The organism is Phenylobacterium deserti (assembly GCF_003254705.1).
Lineage (GTDB): Bacteria > Pseudomonadota > Alphaproteobacteria > Caulobacterales > Caulobacteraceae > Phenylobacterium > Phenylobacterium deserti.
The window spans coordinates 813094-830566 of sequence record NZ_QFYR01000001.1 but is presented as its reverse complement, the minus strand read 5'-3'; the positions used below and the strand labels follow the sequence as shown (position 1 = coordinate 830566).

Annotated in this window: 10 protein-coding genes; 4 read left to right on the top strand and 6 right to left on the bottom strand. The window is 66.6% G+C overall.

Going from position 1 to position 17473, the window contains the following annotated elements; translation table 11 throughout:
* Window positions 1–13 precede the first annotated feature (13 nt).
* Window positions 14–1735 (bottom strand): TonB family protein, encoded by a 1722-nt coding sequence (locus tag DJ018_RS04110; protein ID WP_133254211.1) that lies wholly within the window; start codon window positions 1733–1735, stop codon window positions 14–16.
* 158 nt (window positions 1736–1893) lie between these two features.
* Between DJ018_RS04110 and gyrB the strand changes: the two genes are divergently transcribed.
* Window positions 1894–4320 (top strand): DNA topoisomerase (ATP-hydrolyzing) subunit B, encoded by a 2427-nt coding sequence (gyrB, locus tag DJ018_RS04105; protein WP_111513599.1) that lies wholly within the window; start codon window positions 1894–1896, stop codon window positions 4318–4320.
* A gap of 166 nt (window positions 4321–4486) precedes the next feature.
* A complete protein-coding gene (locus DJ018_RS04100) occupies window positions 4487–7747 on the top strand; it encodes a glycoside hydrolase family 99-like domain-containing protein (protein ID WP_111513598.1) in 3261 nt (1086 codons plus the stop codon).
* A gap of 20 nt (window positions 7748–7767) precedes the next feature.
* Here the strand turns inward: DJ018_RS04100 and DJ018_RS04095 are convergent, their stop codons facing one another.
* Window positions 7768–8523 carry a class I SAM-dependent methyltransferase gene (locus DJ018_RS04095; protein ID WP_111513597.1) on the bottom strand — a complete coding sequence of 252 codons (756 nt, stop codon included), beginning with the start codon at window positions 8521–8523 and terminating at the stop codon, window positions 7768–7770.
* 125 nt (window positions 8524–8648) lie between these two features.
* On the bottom strand, window positions 8649–9392 hold the full coding sequence (locus tag DJ018_RS04090) for a class I SAM-dependent methyltransferase (RefSeq protein ID WP_165842788.1): 744 nt from the start codon (window positions 9390–9392) through the stop codon (window positions 8649–8651).
* A gap of 305 nt (window positions 9393–9697) precedes the next feature.
* Here DJ018_RS04090 and DJ018_RS04085 point away from each other — a divergent pair, with 305 nt between their 5' ends.
* Window positions 9698–10663 carry a type 1 glutamine amidotransferase family protein gene (locus DJ018_RS04085; protein ID WP_205853706.1) on the top strand — a complete coding sequence of 322 codons (966 nt, stop codon included), beginning with the start codon at window positions 9698–9700 and terminating at the stop codon, window positions 10661–10663.
* Window positions 10664–10718: 55 nt separating this feature from the next.
* Window positions 10719–11711, top strand: coding sequence for an RraA family protein (locus DJ018_RS04080; protein ID WP_111513595.1), 993 nt, complete (start codon window positions 10719–10721; stop codon window positions 11709–11711).
* A 26-nt stretch (window positions 11712–11737) separates the two neighbouring features.
* Here the strand turns inward: DJ018_RS04080 and DJ018_RS04075 are convergent, their stop codons facing one another.
* The 3 genes from DJ018_RS04075 to recQ all read right to left on the bottom strand — a co-directional run bounded on the left by DJ018_RS04075 (window position 11738) and on the right by recQ (window position 17341).
* Window positions 11738–13558: a M14 family metallopeptidase gene (locus DJ018_RS04075; RefSeq protein WP_111513594.1), complete on the bottom strand. Its 1821-nt coding sequence runs from the start codon at window positions 13556–13558 to the stop codon at window positions 11738–11740.
* A 37-nt stretch (window positions 13559–13595) separates the two neighbouring features.
* Complete coding sequence (locus DJ018_RS04070; RefSeq protein WP_111513593.1) at window positions 13596–15464, bottom strand: M1 family metallopeptidase; 1869 nt, start codon at window positions 15462–15464, stop codon at window positions 13596–13598.
* Between the two features lie 68 nt (window positions 15465–15532).
* Window positions 15533–17341 carry a DNA helicase RecQ gene (recQ, locus tag DJ018_RS04065; protein WP_420849502.1) on the bottom strand — a complete coding sequence of 603 codons (1809 nt, stop codon included), beginning with the start codon at window positions 17339–17341 and terminating at the stop codon, window positions 15533–15535.
* Window positions 17342–17473: the final 132 nt, after the last annotated feature.

Genomic DNA, 17473 nt, shown 5'->3' with positions numbered 1-17473 from the left:
GCACCATCGGTTCTCAGGTGTCGGGCTTTACGCGATCCACCTGGGACCGCTGCTGCTGTGCAGGCTCAAGGGCTGCTTCGCAGCCCAAGGCTTCGCAAAGACGCTTGCCCGTTTCGGCGTGCACCATCCACACGTGGTGCATCCCCATTTCCTGATAAGCGAGCTGGTTGCGGGAGCGGCTGAGCCGTAGCCGCTGCCCCAAGGGTGACCGCCAGAAGATTGCGGCGGTGCGTAGCTCGTCGTCTGTAAGTCGCTGGCTGAGCGCCGCCGCACGATGCCGCAGCATCTCGGCGCCGACCTTCTCGCCCGCCGTCGCTGTGGCGGCGATCAACGCTGCCTGCGCCTGAGGAGACGCATCCGGCAAGGGCTCCGCCTTCAGCCGCTCGGCGACTTCGACCTTCCAGGCGTTCTGCAAGGCTCGGTCTTGTTCGGTGGAGAGAGCCGCCAGCGCCAGCTGCAGGGCGTGTTCCGACCGCGGCTTGGGCGCAGCGAAGGTGGAAGGCGGCTGCGGCTCCGGAAGGAAGGGAACGATCACCGCTGTGGTTTTGCCGTAGCCGCCCTGCGCCATTTGCACCGGGTTGATCTTGAAGAAGCCGCGCATCCTCAGCGCGGCTGCGCCAAAGCCAATCCCCTTGGGCGCCTCGTCCGCCGCCTCGCATCGGGTCAGCACCCCGTTCTCACCGACCGTGCACTCCAGCCGCGCGGAGCCGGCCAAGTTGACGATCTTTGCCAGCGGCGGTCGCTGGGCCCGCATGGCTTGGACCGGCGGCCATTGAGACCAGGCGGGATTCGGCAGGTCGAGGGACCGGGCCGCGATAGCGAGCGCCTCCTTGGCCTCATCTACCGTCGGCGCCTTGCAGTCCCAGCGCTTGCAGAACTCGGCTTGGCCTTCGATCGCCATCCGGCGTCGCTGCTCAAGCACGAGCGCGGCGGTCAGCTCATGCTCATCTTGATCTCTCTTCAAGACGCTCGCGCCAGCCGGCGTGGAGGCGAACGCGATCAGATCGCGCAAATCCGCTTCGGTCAGATCGGCGGTCAATATTCGCAGGAGGTCTTCGCGGACCTTGCTCCTGTTTGCGTCGGCCGCGGCTCGCAGCGCCTGGGCGGTAGCCTTGCGGCGTTCTGCGTGGAGACAGGCATCCGCCTTACAGTCGAGCGTGCTGGCCAAGCGCTCGAAGCTCGCGTCATACGCCTCGATGCCGCCACCGGCGTCCACCCACTTCACCGCAAGTTCCCGCAGGGCCGGAGTGGCGGGCTCCGCTGGCAGCTTCGGCGCCGGTGGAGGTTCGGGCAGCTTGAAGCGGATCGGCACGCGCACGCTGGCGCCGGCCACTGGCTCTCCGTTGCGGGTCTCCGGCCGCATCCGGAAGAAGCGCGCCATGCTCAACGCCGCCTCCTCGAAGCCGAAGTCCTTGTGCGTTACATCGCCGACTTTGCAGGCCTCCAGCGCCCCGTGGATCGTGACCCGGCAGTCGAGCGTCACGCGCGCCTCCAGCCAGAACAGGTAACCGAACTTCGGATAAGCTTGGGAGAGCTGCTCGGGCGAGGGCGTCTCCTGCCAATCGGGCTGCGTGATCATCCCGCCGTGCGGCTTGAGCTCGGTTGGTGCGGCCAAGGCGACAGCGGCAAGCATCCAGACTGCGGACATACGAGCGGCTCCAGCGAGCCACAACCTTAGCCTGTGGTTGTGGACCCTTGGAAGGGGCGACGATTTTGCCTCCGCTGCGGCGCGCAAAAGCGTGCCAAATCCGCCGTGATCCCTATATTGCCTCTATTGAATCGCGGGCGCGCGCGTGAGTCGCGGGCGCCTGACGCCAAACCGGCGCCTCGGACCCCCTGCGCACGCCGCAGGGCAGGGCCGCCCTCAACCCGGCGCCGCCGACTGGACGACAGATGAGCGAAGAGATCGAGACGAACGGCAACGGCGCGGCCGAGTACGGCGCGGAGTCCATCAAGGTGCTGAAGGGCCTGGACGCGGTCCGCAAGCGCCCCGGCATGTACATCGGGGACACCGACGACGGCTCGGGCCTCCACCACATGGTCTACGAGGTGGTGGACAACGCCATCGACGAAACCCTGGCCGGCTACGCCAGCCGCGTGGAAGTGATCCTCAACGCCGACGGCTCGTGCACCGTCACCGACGACGGCCGCGGCATCCCCACGGACATCCACGAGGGCGAAGGCGTCTCGGCCGCCGAGGTCATCATGACCCAGCTGCACGCCGGCGGTAAGTTCGACCAGAACTCCTACAAGGTGTCCGGCGGTCTGCACGGCGTGGGCGTCTCGGTGGTGAACGCGCTGTCCGACTCGCTGAAGCTCAAGATCTACCGCGGCGGCATGACGCACGAGATGGAGTTCCGCCGCGGCGACCCCGTCTCGCCCCTCGCCATCACCGGCAAGGCGCCCCTGCGGGCCAATGGCGAGTTCCTGACCGGCACCGAAGTCACCTTCATGCCGTCGACCGACACCTTCTCGTTCATCGAGTTCGACCGAAAGACGCTGGAACACCGCCTGCGCGAGCTCGCCTTCCTGAACTCGGGCGTGACCATCTGGCTCAAGGACCTGCGCGAGGCCGAGCCGTTCGAGGAGATGATGCGCTACGAGGGCGGCATCGAGGCCTTCGTGCGCCACCTCGACAAGGCCAAGACGCCCCTGATGAAGGAGCCGATCGTGGTCCGCGGCAAGCGCGACACGGTTGAGCTGGACCTGTCGCTCTGGTGGAACGACGGCTACCACGAGAACGTCCTGTGCTTCACCAACAACATTCCGCAGCGGGACGGCGGCACCCACCTGGCGGCCTTCCGCTCGGCCCTGACCCGCATCATCACCGGCTATGCGGAAAGCTCCGGCGCGACCAAGCGGGAGAAGGTCTCGGTCTCCGGTGAAGACGCCCGCGAAGGCCTGACCTGCGTCCTGTCGGTCAAGGTGCCGGACCCGAAGTTCTCGTCCCAGACCAAGGACAAGCTGGTCTCGTCCGAAGTGCGCCCGGCCGTGGAGAACCTCGTCAACGAGGGCCTCTCCACCTGGTTCGAGGAGCACCCCAACGAAGCCAAGATGATCGTCCAGAAGATCGCGGAAGCGGCGGCGGCGCGTGAGGCGGCCCGCAAGGCCCGCGAACTGACCCGCCGCAAGTCGGCCCTGGACATCACCTCCCTGCCCGGCAAGCTCGCCGACTGCTCGGAAAAGGACCCGGCCAAGTCCGAGATCTTCCTGGTGGAGGGCGACTCGGCCGGCGGCTCGGCCAAGCAGGCGCGCAACCGCGAGAACCAGGCCATCCTGCCCCTGCGCGGCAAGATCCTGAACGTGGAGCGCGCCCGCTTCGACAAGATGCTGTCGTCGGACCAGGTGGGCACCCTGATCACCGCGCTCGGCGCCGGCATCGGCCGCGACGACTTCAACATCGACAAGCTGCGCTACCACAAGATCGTCATCATGACGGACGCCGACGTCGACGGCGCCCACATCCGGACCCTGCTGCTCACCTTCTTCTACCGGCAGATGCCGGAGGTGATCGAGCGCGGCTACCTCTATATCGCCCAGCCGCCGCTCTATAAGGCGGCCAAAGGCAAGTCCTCCCGCTACCTGAAGGACGACTCCGAGCTCGAGACCTATCTGGTCGACGAGGGCCTGGACGGCTCGACCCTGACCCTGTCCTCGGGCGAACGGCTCAGCGGCCGCGACCTGCTGGCGCTGGTGAACACCTCCCGCGGCGCTAAGTCGAACGTTGAGCGACTGTCGACCCGCGCACCGGCCTTCGCCATCGAACAGGCGGCTCTGTCCGGCCTGTTCGCCGACGGCGGCGGCGACATGGTTGCGGCGGCCAAGCGCCTCGACCTCTACGCCGAAGAAGGCGACGGCGCCTGGACCGGCGAAAAGGGCGAGGGCGGCGGCTATGTCTTCAGCCGGGTCAAGCGCGGCGTCTCTGAACGCATCGTGCTGGACGACCTGCTGCTGCACGCCGCCGACGCCCGCCGCCTGGCCGAGCGCTCCAAGGAACTGGCCGAGGTCTTCGCCGCCCCCGCCACATTCCTGCGCAAGGACAAGTCGACCACCGTCCGCGGCCCCATCGACCTCGTCAACGCGGTCATGGACAACGGCCGCAAGGGTCTCTCCATCCAGCGCTACAAAGGCCTGGGCGAGATGAACCCCGAGCAGCTGTGGGAAACCACCCTGGACGCCGAAGCCCGCACCCTGCTGCAGGTCAAGGTCACCCACGCCGACGACGCCGACGACATGTTCACCCGCCTCATGGGCGACCTGGTCGAACCCCGCCGCGAGTTCATCCAAGCCAACGCCCTCGACGCCGAGGTGGACGTCTAGGGGTGTAGCAACGGAGCGCGTCTGACAGCACGCGGGCGCGCTCCGACATCCCCAGCTATGTTGGCGCGCCCAAACCCGACCTGAGGCGCGGCGTGGCGCGTACCCCAGTTGCCTGCGCCGATAGTCCTGGCTAGTTGTCCGCCGCTGAGGCGGAAGGGGCTCGTTCATGGCGCAGATCACTGTAGGACTCTACGCCGCTCAAACGCAGTTCCTGCTCGAGTCAATCTCGAGCGTTTTGGCGCAGACGTTCTCGGATCTCGAACTCATCGTTGTTGACGGCAGTGCTGACGGCTCGGTGTCTAAGCTGGCCGCCCGTATCAGGGACCCGCGTCTGCGTGTGATCCAGGGTGAGAACACCTATGCCGGCGCGGCAGCCCGCGTCTGGAACGAGGGTGGCGGCGCGTTTTTCGCCATGCTGAATGACGGCGACGCATTCGAGCCGGAATTCATCGAGGAGCTCGCAGGGCATCTGCAGCGCGATGCCCGTTATGTGTTCGCCTTCAGCCGATACGCCATCATTGATGCTCTGGGCCGCGCCATTGAGCGCCCCCTCCTGTTCCCAAACGATGGTTGGCTGTGGTTTGATCAGAAACAGATCACTGAGCACTTTTCGCGCGTCGCGAAAAATCCTCTGGTCCGTGTGAGCAACTGCCTGATCCGCCGAGCAGCGTTTGCTCAGGCCGGCTTCCTGAGCGGCTTCCGAGGCTTGCGCTTCCCCACCGATCCGGGCCTCGCGCTGCTTCTCGCCAGCGCTGAGGTCGGGCCCACTGTGGCTACGAGCAAGTTCCTCGCTCGGCTACGTCAACCAACGGCCGAAACGCAGGGCGGATCGTCGCTTTCTATCATCGAGAGAGACATCGCGCTCCGGAGTGCGGTGCAATGCGGCTTCGCGAAAACCAACACTGCGTTGCTCGGGGCTGCGCAGCTACAGAGTGAGTACCGCTGGGCCAGTCGCCGGTTCCCCGAAGCCCACGTGATGTTGCGCCAGGCTCCAGCACTAACATCCGCCCTTGCAGCGGGTGCCAAAGAGGTTCTGACCGACGAGTTCCTCAAGGAAGTGCGTCAGGCCGAAGTTCTGATCAGCGTGCGGCAGGGCAGTACGCAAGGTGACGGGCAGAGTGCCGATGTCCAAGCCACCAGCACGAACAGGATCTTGGGCGAGGTCAACAAGCTGACCCGCCGAGAGGTACATGGTTGGGCTTGGGTTCCGGAAGAGCCCGAGCGAACCGTCATGGTCGAAGCCGTGCTGAACGACGAGGTGATCGGACACGGGGAAGCGAACTACCCCCGCGCGGACCTCCAGCGCCGGAACATCGGCACCGGAAGGTACGGCTTCGTTGTGAACTTCTACCGGCCACTGGCGGGTGACGAGCGTCCGAAGCTGCGCCTGTTTCTGGATACGCCTGAATGGCTCGAAACGGACCTTCAGCTTCCCCCGCTGGAGAGCATGCCGGCCGTCACCGGAGAGGGTGGCGCTGCCGTCCTGCGGGAGCACGCAAGGTTCACCGCGGCTGGAGCAGAGTTCGAGGAATTCGATCTATCGCTTGGCCAAAAACGAGCGTCATTGTCCCCAAACGCCGATCCCCTAATCATCGCGTTCTACCTCTCGCAGTACCACGCGATCCCTGAGAACGATCAGTTCTGGGGCCCAGGCTTTACGGAATGGCGTCAACTCGCGCGCGGAGCGCCGCGTTTCCCCGGGCACTATCAGCCCAGGATCCCAAGGGATCTTGGCTTCTACAACCTGCTCGACCTGGATGTGATGCGTCGCCAGGCGGACATGGCTAAAGCCGGAGGCATCGGCGCCTTCGCGTTCTACTACTACTGGTTCAACAGGAAGCGCGTCCTAGAAAAGCCGATCGAGCAGTTTCTCGGGTCGGACATCGACATGCCCTTCCTGCTTATCTGGGCGAACGAGAACTGGACGCGCACCTGGGACGGAGGTGCGCACGACGTGCTTCTGGAGCAGGAATACCGCGACGAAGACGAAGACGCGCTACTCGCCGATCTAGCCAGGCACATGCTGGACGAGCGTTATGTGCGACTCGATGGGCGGCCACTGTTCGTGATCTACAATCCCGGGCCTATCCCGAATACGACAGAGACCATTGGGCGGTGGCGACAGAAGTGGCGTGATCAGTTCGGTCTGAATCCGCTGATCTATCTGTCCCAGACCTTTGGCCGAGATGATCCCCGTGGGTATGGCCTGGATGGCGCCCTGGAGTTCCCGCCACACAAGATCGGCTCGCGGGCGCCGCGTCGGGACGTCCTGGACGCGTTCTCCCGGGATTTCTCCGGCCAGGTCATCGCTTACGATGACTTCGTGAAGAGCTCTCTTGAGGAACCGCAACCTCCATTCCCGATCATTAAGACGGCTCTGCCCAGCTGGGACAACGAAGCTAGGCGACCAAATCGTGGCTTGATGCTCGAGGGGTCTTCCCCTGCGAAATACCAAGCTTGGCTGAAGGCCCTGATCGATCGAGCGATCGAGACTCCGGTGCAAGGGCGTCCTGTGGTTGCGATCAATGCTTGGAACGAGTGGGCTGAAGGTGCCTACCTCGAGCCCGACGTGCACTTCGGATCCGCCTACCTCAACGCGACCGGGCGGGCGCTACAGGGAGCTTTGACCACGGCGGCCGCAGCGAAAGCCAAGCCGCAGGCAACGATGCAGAAGTTCATCGTGATCGGTGCGCCACGCACTGGCTCGACTTTGATCCAAACAACCTTGGACCAACATCCCGACATCCGAGCTTACGGCGAGCTATTTCACTGGGTGGCGTCTGAGCGAGAGGGCGATCACGCAATGATCACACCCTCGGGGCGTCGAGCCTACCAACCTGACGCCGAGGACGCGCTGGACTTCCTGTGGGCGAACGTCTGGAATGCGGAGGTCAGCAGCGCTCGCGCCGTCGGGTTCAAGCTGTTCAACGAGCACGTCGCGACTGAAGGAACAAGGGATCTATTCGCCCGCCTGAAGTCGGACGTGCCCGATCTGAAGGTTGTGTACGTCTGGCGCGACAATCTCATGGACGTGCTCGTCTCGCGGAGAATGGCTGAGAGCACAGGTGAATGGGTTCGTCGCGTTGGTGCATCCGCCGTGCCGGATGAGCGGCGTCAGATCACGATCTTGCCAGACGAAGCTGAAGACTTCTTCCGTGCGCATGAACAGACCAAAGCGTTCTTCGACAGCTATGTCGCTGACATGTCGGCCATTCGCGTTCGGTACTCCGACTTCGCCGCAAGCTTCGAAAGCCAGTCTAAGGCGCTCTACGAGTTCCTCGGTGTCTCTCCGCGGCCGGTAACGCCCGCCATTCGGAAGCAACTCGCGCGCTCTTCTCGCGAGATCGTCGCCAACTGGGATGACTTGGCCGCCCATTTCCAAGGAAGCTCTTACGCCCGGTTCTTCGAAGCTGACCCGCTTCCGTGATGGCGAGCGTCGCGCGCAAACTACGAGGTGGCCGGGCGGAAGCCTACCCAATCGAAGGCGCCGCTCTGCGGCCTTGCGAGTTGCTCGAACGGCGGCAAGTCGTTGAGCTTGCGCACGAAAGCCTGCTGAAAGGTCAGCGATAGCTCGCAGGATTGCGGGTAGCAGACAGCCGCCATCGCCAGTTCCAGCACCATGGCCGATAACGGCTTCTGTTCAGTTTCGAAGAAGTAAGCGGGGAGCGCACGCCCGAGCTTGTGAACGCAGCCCCAGTCCTCCAGCGCATAGAACCCGCCCCGTCGGATATGCGGATAGACTACGTCGAAAGACTTCGTGGTGTAGCTGTAAAGGTGGGAGCAGTCGTCGACCACCCAATCCAGAGGTTCGCCTTCAAACTCCGCTCGGAGTATCCCTTCAATGCGCGCTCTGTCGTCTTGTGAGACGCCCCAGTAGAGCTTTACACGGTCGGCGTACCCCATCCGTTCCAGATGCGCCTGGATCTCGGGGTTTCCCTGGTTCCAGTCTATTCCGACGATCTTTGCTTCCGGGAACATATCCGCGAACAGTAGAGAAGAGCCCCCCTGGAAAACGCCTACTTCAAGCATGCGCCGCACAGGCCCATGGGCTGCGAGCGCACGATAGTTCTCCATGAAAAAGCGACGCTTCAGGACAACGATCTCATCTGCGGTGGTTCGCAGGTTCTCGTAGTTGCCGTTGTGAAAGCGGAATGGAACACCTCTAAGGGTGCCATGATCTTCGGAGAGCCAGATCTGTTCCATGGTGGGCGTTTAGCACCGTAGCCGCGCGACCCGCTACCAACTCTGCTCGGCCCTGAGCGTCGCTGATCCACGGTCCCTTTGAGCAGAAGACGCGACTGTTCGACGTCGAGTTCGCTCGCAAGCACTCAGAGGACCCGGCGCGTGGCGAGCCCCGTGACACGACTTCCGTACGCGTAGTCTGCCAGCGGATCGCCCGCAGAAGGAAGTCGCCGCAGCGGTTCTGCTTCCGGTCGGAGCTTCTGCAGGATCGGACCCCAATCCACCAGCGCGAAAGAGAAGCCAACCTGCTCGCAGAGAAGCCCAAGCGCGCTAGGGCTCGGGTGTCCGACCAAGATCTGCCCGCCGATCACGCCCTCAGCCGAAGTTCCATTTGCGTGGTGGGAGATATCCTCCTGCATAAGCGCGATCACTGGCGCGTCGGTTGGCTCTACGGTGCCGTCCAGGATCAGGTGCCGTGCACCGGTCGACGCCATAAGCTGCCAAAGCGCCATGTGATTGAGCGTGTGATAGAAATAGCCGAGGCAGAGGACGACGTCGAAGCTAGCGCCTTGAACGTTGCGCTTGTGGTTCATGTCGCTGACCAAGAAGCTGAACCTTGAGCCGTCCACGCCGTACGAGGTCAGGTTCTCCTCAGCCCGCTGAACCAACTCAGGTCGAGCTTCAACGCCCGTGACGTGCGCTGCTCCTGCCTTCAATGCGGCTAGCGCCCACCTCCCATCATGGCTTCCGATGTCCAGCACGCGCGCACCGCGGAGCTGATCCACATGTCGCGCAATGATAGCCTCGTACCTTCCGTTCAAACGAGCCGGCCAGGCGCCAACCTCGCTTGTGGCGAGGAACCGGTCATGTTCTTCAAAGAATGCGGCCAAGATGTAGGTCCAGATGATGTTCGAGCCGCACCGGTAGAGGTCGCAGGTGCGACATCGTCAAGGGTCTTTCCGTCAGCACATGTGCTGGCTCGCGCCTACATCTGACGCAGGTGCGGCTGCGCTCTGCCGAGTAACGCAATGTAGGATCGTGATCGCTCCGAACGGCTTGAGCGTACCCACCCTGCTCCAAAGCCTGGCTTGACGTCTGCACGTCAGGCTTGAACCCTCCGTATCCTATATGATCGGCGCGCCTGTTCCGATCATGCCGAGACCGCGCAAAGCGGCTGGACGGGACGGAGAGGAACATGACTGGAAGCGCGACCACGCGGCGCCCGCTGGGGCGCGCGCTGGGACGTCCGGGCGAGCGGGGCGGCACGGCGTGGCTGCGGCCGATCGCGGCCCTGCTGGCCATGATAGCGGCCCTCTTCAGCACGGCGGCGCAGGCGGCGCCGAAACCGGCCGAGCCTGCCCGAACCTACAAGATCGTGTTCCTGGCCGGCCCGAAGCAACATGGCGCGCCCGGCCGGCACGAGTACGAAAAGGACCTGCGTGAACTCGCCTGGTCTCTGGAACATGCCGCCAACGTACAGAACGTCACCACCCAGGTGGTGGTCGGCGGCTCGCCGCGCGACCTCAGCATCATCGAAGGCGCCGACGCCCTCGTGATCGACGGCAACGGCGACTGGCTTCGGCGGGAAACCGGCGCGCTGTTTCCGCAATTCCAGGACACCGACGGCCGCACCTACGACGCCGAGACCACGGCCTGGCTCGCCAAGCTCGATGCGCTGATCAAGCGCAAGCAGATGGGCGTCGCCATCTTCCACTACACCATGTGGGTCGAGAACTGGGTCGGCCGCCGCTACCTGCTCGATTGGCTGGGCGGCCTGTGGATCCCCTATGCCTCGCACAATCCGGTCGACACCTGGGCGGTGAAGCCGCTCAAGACCCGCCACCCGGTGCTGGACGGGGTGAAGCCCTGGACGTTCCGCGAAGAGATGTATTCGCGGTACTTCCTGTTCGACAATCCGGGCCGGACCGAGCTCCTCACGGCCACCCCTGCCAAGCCGGAGAACGGCTCCGGCGGTCCGGTCGCCTGGGCCTACCAACGTCCGGACGGCGGGCGCTCCCTGGTGTGGGGCGGCTCGGACTTCCACGACAACATGCACAAGTTCGCCGATTACCGCCGCTTCCTGCTCAACGGCATCCTTTGGACGGCCACGGGCAAGGTCCCGCGTGGCGGCGTCTCCTCGCCGCCTCCGCCCGAACTCTGATCACATAGAACCGCCGCGCGCGGCTGCGCCCGAACGACAAGAACAAGGATCCTCCATGCCCTTCAAGCTGCCGATCTGCGCCGCCGCGATCGCCCTTCTCAGCGCCGTCTCCGCCGGCGCACAATCGCCGGCGCCCGGCTTCATGTCGCGCGAGGAGGTCGTCCACTATTCGCCGGAATGGACCGGCGAGCGCTTCCCTGACGGACGCCCCAAGGTGCCGGACGCGATCCTCGACCGCATGCGCCAGGTGACGCTGGAGGAGGCCTGGGCGACCCTGCGCTCGGCCGGCTTCAACCACCAGTACGAGGACGGCTGGCTGAGCCTCTTCCCCGACAAGGTGCTGGTCGGCCGCGCGCTCACCGCCCAATGGGTCCCAGGCAGGCCCGACCTGCAGAAGGTCCTCGAAGAGGATGGGCGCCGCATGAACCGCAAGGGCGCTCAGAACGCCTGGCCGGTCGACATGCTGCAGCCGCGCGACGTCTATGTCGCCGACCACTTCGGGCTGAAGGAGAACGGCCCTTCCATCGGCGACAACGTCGGCAACGCCATCTACGCCCGCACCGGCAACGGCATCGTCTATGACGGGGCGGTGCGCGACATCGAAGGGCTGAAGGAGTTGCCGAACTTCACCGCCTTCGTGCGCTCCTACGACCCCTCGCACCACTTCGGCGCCCTTTCCACGGGCGCGCGGCTCAACTCGACCATGGTCAGCATCAACGGCCCCACCCACATCGGCAAGGCGACGGTGATGCCCGGGGATGTCGTGCTCGGCCGCAACGGCGGGGTGCTGTTCATCCCCGCGCAACTGGCCGAACGGGTGGTGCAGGAAAGCGAAGAAGTTCGCCTCGCCGACGCGTTCGGTCACCAGCGGCTGCGTGAGAAGAAGTATACGGCGGGCGAGATCGACACCGCCTGGACGCCGGCGATCGAGGCCGACTTCATCGGCTGGTTGAAGGCCAACCGGACCAAGCTGCCGGTCGCGCCCGAAGGCGTCGACTACGTCATCCGCACCCGCCCGACGCGCACGGGGGCGCAGCCGGGCTCATAAGGAGGCGCGGGGCCCGAGCCAGGCGCTCAGCGCGCCAGCTCGCGCCCCACCGGGTAGATCTCGAAGCGGCGGTCGAAGAAGGGCGTGCGCTGGTAGAACCAGGCGAGGCGGGCGTTGGCGTCTGCCGCAAAGGCCGGGTCGGCGGCGAGCTTGGCCTCGAACTCGGCCTTCAGCGTGGGATCGGCGGCCAGCATGCGCTCGGCCAGGGGAGCTACGATGTAGCCCTCCATGTATTCGGTGCGCTGCAGGATTTCCGGGAAGAAGCCCCAGGCCAGGAAGCCGTCGGGGCTGCGAGCCTCCAGCATCAGGCTGGCCAGCTCGCCCAGCGGCTGGTCGGTGGCCACGCGCACCGAGTCGGCCGGATAGGTCATCTGCCGCATCTCGGGCGCATAGCCCTCGACCTTCACCGGCCAGCGGCCCTCCTTGTCGGCGCGCGGGTTCTGGACCGCGCCGCTCAGCCGGGTCACTTCGACGCTGACGGTGCGGGGCTCTGACAGCGTTTCGAACTGCACCCCGTGGCGGCGCAGGCGGTCGATGATCTCGGGCTTGGTCGCCGACACCCAGTAAGCGGCCGGACGCTCCACCACGATGTCGGGATCGGCCCCGAACACCGGCACGCGGACTGGCTTGCCGGGCTTGCCCAGCCAGCGGACTTCGTCACGCCCCGACGCGGCCGAGCGGTAGGTTTCGCGCTGCACCGGCAGGAACTCGAAGCTGTCCACCGGGGTGGTCTCATTGGGCTTGTAGGACAGCACGACCTTCTCGGGGCGCAGCGCTCGGTCCGCCGCCTTGGCCGCCTTCAGCTCGGCGCCTGCCGCCGCCGCGGTCTTCAGCGTCTGCTCCAGCAGCACATAGGTTCCCAGCACCCGCTGCCGGTACGGCTTCAGCGAATGGGTCTCGATCAGCACGGTCGGCAGCCGCCGCGCATCGCCATAGCCGGTGGAAAAGCGGGGGCTGTCCGGCCCCACCGCGATGCCCTTTTCCGGCGCGCGGGGATCAACGGGATCGAGATACGGCGCGGGGAAGTGACCAGCCGCCCGCAAGGCCGCTTCCAGCTGCGGGCGGTAGACCTTGTCCAGCCATGCGCCGCCCTGCGGGCTGCGGGCGTAGCGGCCGTGCCAGCCGGGGAAGGAGAAGGTGATGTCGTGGACATAGTCCACGCCGTCGGTGACGTGGACGTCCAGGTAGAGGTCCGGATCGTACTTGCCGATCAGGCCTAGCATGGCCTGCATCTCCGGGCTGTCGGCCTTGGCGTAGTCCCGGTTGAGGTTGATGTTCTGGCCGGTGGTGCGCCAGCCCTGGCTCTGCGGCCCCCGCTGGTTAGGCCGGCTGAAGGGCGAGGTGTTCTCGTGTCCGTCGGCGTTGAAGATCGGCACGAAGACGAGATTTGCGCGGTCCAGCAGGCCGGCCTTGCCCCGAAACGCCATGTCCCGCAGCAGCATCAGGCCGGCGTCCTTGCCGTCGATCTCGCCGGAGTGGATGCCCGCCTGGATCAGCACCAGCGGCTTGGCCGGATCCAGCGCGCCGGCCGGGTCCTTGCTGGCCACGACGGCGATCAGGTCGCGCCCTTCCGGCGTGCGCCCGAACCGCTCGATCCGGAACAGAGGCGAGGCGGCGGCCAGCCGCTCCACATAGGCGACCGTGTCCGCATAGCTGGGCGTGGAGGCGAACCCGGCCCGCTCCGACGGCGTGATCCACGGATCGCTCGCCTTGGCGACCAGCTGTTCGCTCTTGCCGCGCCAGGGCAGGGCTGGGGGCAGGGTGTCTGACCACGGCGCCGGCTGGGCTTGCGCAGGCGCCGCGGCGGCAAGGAGAGCGAGGGCGAGAAGGCTGCAGGCGGTCTTCATGCCGCCTGCATAGCTGAGTTCGCCGCCTCGTGCAGGTTCAGGTCCCGATGACGATGCGCTCGACGCTGCTGGCCACCGTCGGGTGGTAGCCGGCGCGCGAGGCGTCGAAGTAGCGGCGCGCCAGCGGCCGGCCCCAGTCACCTTGCCGCATCAGGCCCTGGTACAGCGGCCGCAGGAACAGCCCGCGTCCCACGCTGCCCAGGAACGCCTCCAGGAACGGCAGGGCCGGCTCGTAGCGATTGGCGATGGCCAGCTCCAGCCAGGCGGTCCGCACATAGCCGTTGGTGGAAGCCGACAGCTTGAAAGCGCTGTCGAGGTCGGCGAGCTGAGCGTTCGTCAGCTTGCGGGGCAGGTTGTTCAGGAACCGCTGCCACTCCTGGGTCGTCCAATCGCGGGCGCCCAGCTGGCCGGCGGGCGTGCCGGCTACAAAGGCGGCGACCTTCTGGTCCACCGCTTCCAGGAGGGCGGAGCGCAGGTGCACAGCGTTGTCCGGCAGGCCGGGCTGGTAGGCCCATTCGTCCAGCTTCAGCTTGGCTTCGAGCGCTGCATCGCCCCTGATCAGCTTGGCCCGGATGTCCTCCAGGAAAGCCGCCGTGGTCTGGGGCTGGAAGGCGTGGCGGTCGAAATAGCCGCGCAGATAGGCGTCGAACCGTTCGCGGCCGACGATCGTCTCGATCGTCCGCAGGAAGGTCTCGCCCTTGAAGTAGTCCATCTGGGCGTCGGGTGAGCCGTAGAGCTTGGTGCCCTCGGCGGTCGGCCCGCCAAGCTCGCGGATCGACGCCTGCATGCCGTCCCAGGTGAGGTCCGCCTCCATCACCGCCCGGTCGCGGCCGTAGAGCGCCTCCATGATCCGGTTCTCGACGTAGGAGGTGAAGCCCTCGTTCAGCCAGATGTCTTTCCAAGTGGCGTTGGTGACGAGGTTGCCCGACCAGCTGTGCGCCAGCTCGTGCGCCACCAGCCCCACATTGGCGCGGTCGCCGGTGATGAAGGTGGGCGTCAGGAAGGTGAGGGTGGCGTTCTCCATCCCGCCGTACGGAAAGGCCGGGGGCAGGACCAGCACGTCATAGCGGCCCCAGCGATACGGCCCGTAGAGCTGCTCGGCGGTTGTCACCATCTTCTCGGTGTCGGCCAGCTCATAGGCGGCCCGGTCCATCATCGCCGGCTCGGTGTAGACGCCGGTGCGCGGGCCCAGCGCCCGGAAGGCGATGTCGCCGACGCCCAGCGCGATCAGGTAAGGCGGCACGGGATGATCCATGCGGAAGCGGAAGGCCCGCTTGCCGGCCCCGGCCGCTTCGCCCTTGGGCGTCAGCTTGTCGGCGCTCATCACCGCCATCAGGTCTTCCGGCACGACGATGCGGGCGGTCCAGGTCTGGCGGATCCCCGGCGAGTCCTGGGTGGGGATCCAGCTGCGGTTGTTGATCGCCTGGCCCTGGCTGAACAGGAACGGCTTGCGCTTGCCGGCGGTCAGCTCCGGCGCCAGCCATTGCAGGGCTCGCGCGTCCGGCCGCGAGCGGTAGGCCACCACCACCCGCTTGGCGCCGCCAAGCTGCACCGTCAGCGGCGCGCCCTTTTCCGGATCAGTGGCGCCCAGGGCCCAGGCCAGCGGCTTGCCCGCGCCGTCGGTCACCTTCGCGATGTCGAGGTTCAGAGCGTCGAGGACGATCTCCTTGGCGCCCGGCGCGGCCTGCACGTCCAGCGCCGCCGTCCCGCCGACCGTCTTGCTGGCGAAGTCCACCGCCAGGTCGAGGTCCACGTGCGTGACCCGTGCTTCCCGTGGCCGGGCGTAGGACTGGTCGTCCACCGCATCCGCGCGGGCCAGGATCGGAGCGACTGCGCGCGGCGCGGCGACGGCTTGGCCCGCCATCCCGAACACGAGCGCGGCGGCGAGCAGGCGGGCGAGGATCATGCCGAACTCCGTGAAAGGCGAGGCGACAGTTGCCGTGAAGCTCGCCTTCTGCGCAAGCCCGTTGCGCCTCAGCCCTCGAAGCTGCGCACGACTTCCAGCACGGCGTCGCCATAGCGGGCGAGCTTGCCTTCGCCCACGCCGTTGATCCGCTCCAGCAGCGCCCGCGTGCCCGGCCGGGCGCTGGCGATCGCCGCCAGGGTGGCGTCGTGGAAGATCACATAGGGCGGCACGTGCTGGGTCTTGGCTTCCGACGCCCGCCAGGACCGCAGGGCCTGGAACAGCGGCTGGTCGGCGGGGGCCAGCGGCGGCTCCTTCTGCTTGCGGCGCGGCCGGCGCACGGTCTCCGCCGGCTCAGCCTGGGTGCGCACCGACACCTGCCGCTCGCCGCGATAGACGCCCCGCACCCCGTCCGCCTCGCCCAGCATGATCAGCGGCCGCCCGTCGTTGGGATCTTCCCGCAGCAGCCCCTCGAACAGCAGCTGCTCGATCAGGTCGCGCCAGCCCACCGCCGACAGCTCGCCGCCGATGCCGAAGGTGGGCAGCCCCGCCTCGTGGTCGGACACGTCCTTGGTCTTGCCCAGCAGGTGGTCGATCAGCCGCCCGCGCCCGAAGCGCCCGCCGAGCCGGTGCACCGCCGACAGCGCCTTCTGGGCCGCCACGGTCATGTCGGTGGTCTCCACCTCGCCCAGGCACAGGTCGCACTGGCCGCAGGGCTTGACCGCTTCCTCGCCGAAGTAGCGCCGCACCGCCGCCGCCCGGCAGCCGGTGCCGTCCAGCAGCGCGTAGAGCTGGCGCAGCTTGCGCGTCTGCACCTGCTTGACGCCGTCGTCCACGTCCCGCTCGCCGATGCGCCGCAGGGCCCAGGCCATGTCCGCCGATCCGTAGAGGGTGATCCCCTCGGCCGGCTCGCCGTCGCGCCCCGCCCGCCCGATCTCCTGCCAATAGGCCTCGATGGAGGCTGGCGGATCGGCGTGGATCACGAAGCGGACGTCCGGCTTGTCGACGCCCATGCCGAAGGCGATGGTCGCCACCATCACCGCCTCGTCGGCCTCCAGGAACTGCTCCAGCCGCTCCTCGCGCAGCCGCCGCTCCAGGCCGGCGTGGTAGGCGAGGGCGGGCACGCCCGCCTGCCGCAGCGCCTCGGCGATCTTCTCCGTCCCGTCGCGCGAGCCGGCGTAGACCACGCCCGAGCGGTTCGGCCGGGCTGTGACCAGCTCCACCACCCGCTTCTGGGCCCCGCCCTTCTTGCGCTCGGCCGACAGGATCAGCTCAGGCCGGGCGAAGCTCGCCACGAACTCAGCGCTGTCCTCCAGCTTCAGCTCGGCGCGGATGTCGTCGCGCGTGCGGTTGTCGGCCGTGGCGGTGACCGCCAGCCGCGGCACGTCGGGGAACAGCTCGGCCAGCTTCCCCAGCATCCGGTATTCGGGCCGGAAGTCGTGGCCCCATTGGCTGACGCAGTGCGCCTCGTCGATGGCGATCAGCGCCAGCGGCGTGCGCTTCAGCCGGTCCAGCATCCACGGCTGCATCAGGCCTTCGGGCGAGATGTAGAGCAGGTCCAGCTCGCCGGCCTCGATGCGCCGCCAGGTCTCGGCCTTGGTCTGCGGATCGACGTTGGAGTCCATCCGCGCCGCCGCCACGCCCGACTGCTGCAGCCCCGCCACCTGGTCGGCCATAAGCGCGATCAGCGGCGAGACCACCAGCCCAAGCCCCGGCCGCACCAGGCTGGGGATCTGGTAGCAGACGCTTTTCCCGCCGCCCGTCGGCAGCACCGCCAGGGCGCTGCGCCCGGCCAGCGCCTCGGCGATCACGTCACCCTGCAGGCCGCGGAAATCCTTGTGGCCGAACACCCGCCGCAGGATCTCGCGCGCCGCCTCCATGGGGGGCGTTCGGAGAAGATCGGGGGCCGCGCTCATCCGCCCGCTTATGGCCGAAGCTTCGGGCGAAGGCGATGCGGCTTTGCGGCTTTCCGCTGGTCTTCCGCAGCTTGGCCGATGGAACTCGCAATGTCT

What these genes read in the sequence shown, in the direction of transcription:
- DJ018_RS04085 (WP_205853706.1), top strand. Translation starts at nt 9,698, where the DNA reads ATGACTGGAAGCGCGACCACGCGGCGCCCGCTGGGGCGCGCGCTGGGA.
- gyrB (WP_111513599.1), top strand. Translation starts at nt 1,894, where the DNA reads ATGAGCGAAGAGATCGAGACGAACGGCAACGGCGCGGCCGAGTACGGC.
- DJ018_RS04070 (WP_111513593.1), bottom strand. Translation starts at nt 15,464, where the DNA reads ATGATCCTCGCCCGCCTGCTCGCCGCCGCGCTCGTGTTCGGGATGGCG.
- DJ018_RS04095 (WP_111513597.1), bottom strand. Translation starts at nt 8,523, where the DNA reads ATGGAACAGATCTGGCTCTCCGAAGATCATGGCACCCTTAGAGGTGTT.
- DJ018_RS04075 (WP_111513594.1), bottom strand. Translation starts at nt 13,558, where the DNA reads ATGAAGACCGCCTGCAGCCTTCTCGCCCTCGCTCTCCTTGCCGCCGCG.
- DJ018_RS04100 (WP_111513598.1), top strand. Translation starts at nt 4,487, where the DNA reads ATGGCGCAGATCACTGTAGGACTCTACGCCGCTCAAACGCAGTTCCTG.
- DJ018_RS04080 (WP_111513595.1), top strand. Translation starts at nt 10,719, where the DNA reads ATGCCCTTCAAGCTGCCGATCTGCGCCGCCGCGATCGCCCTTCTCAGC.
- recQ (WP_420849502.1), bottom strand. Translation starts at nt 17,341, where the DNA reads ATGGAGGCGGCGCGCGAGATCCTGCGGCGGGTGTTCGGCCACAAGGAT.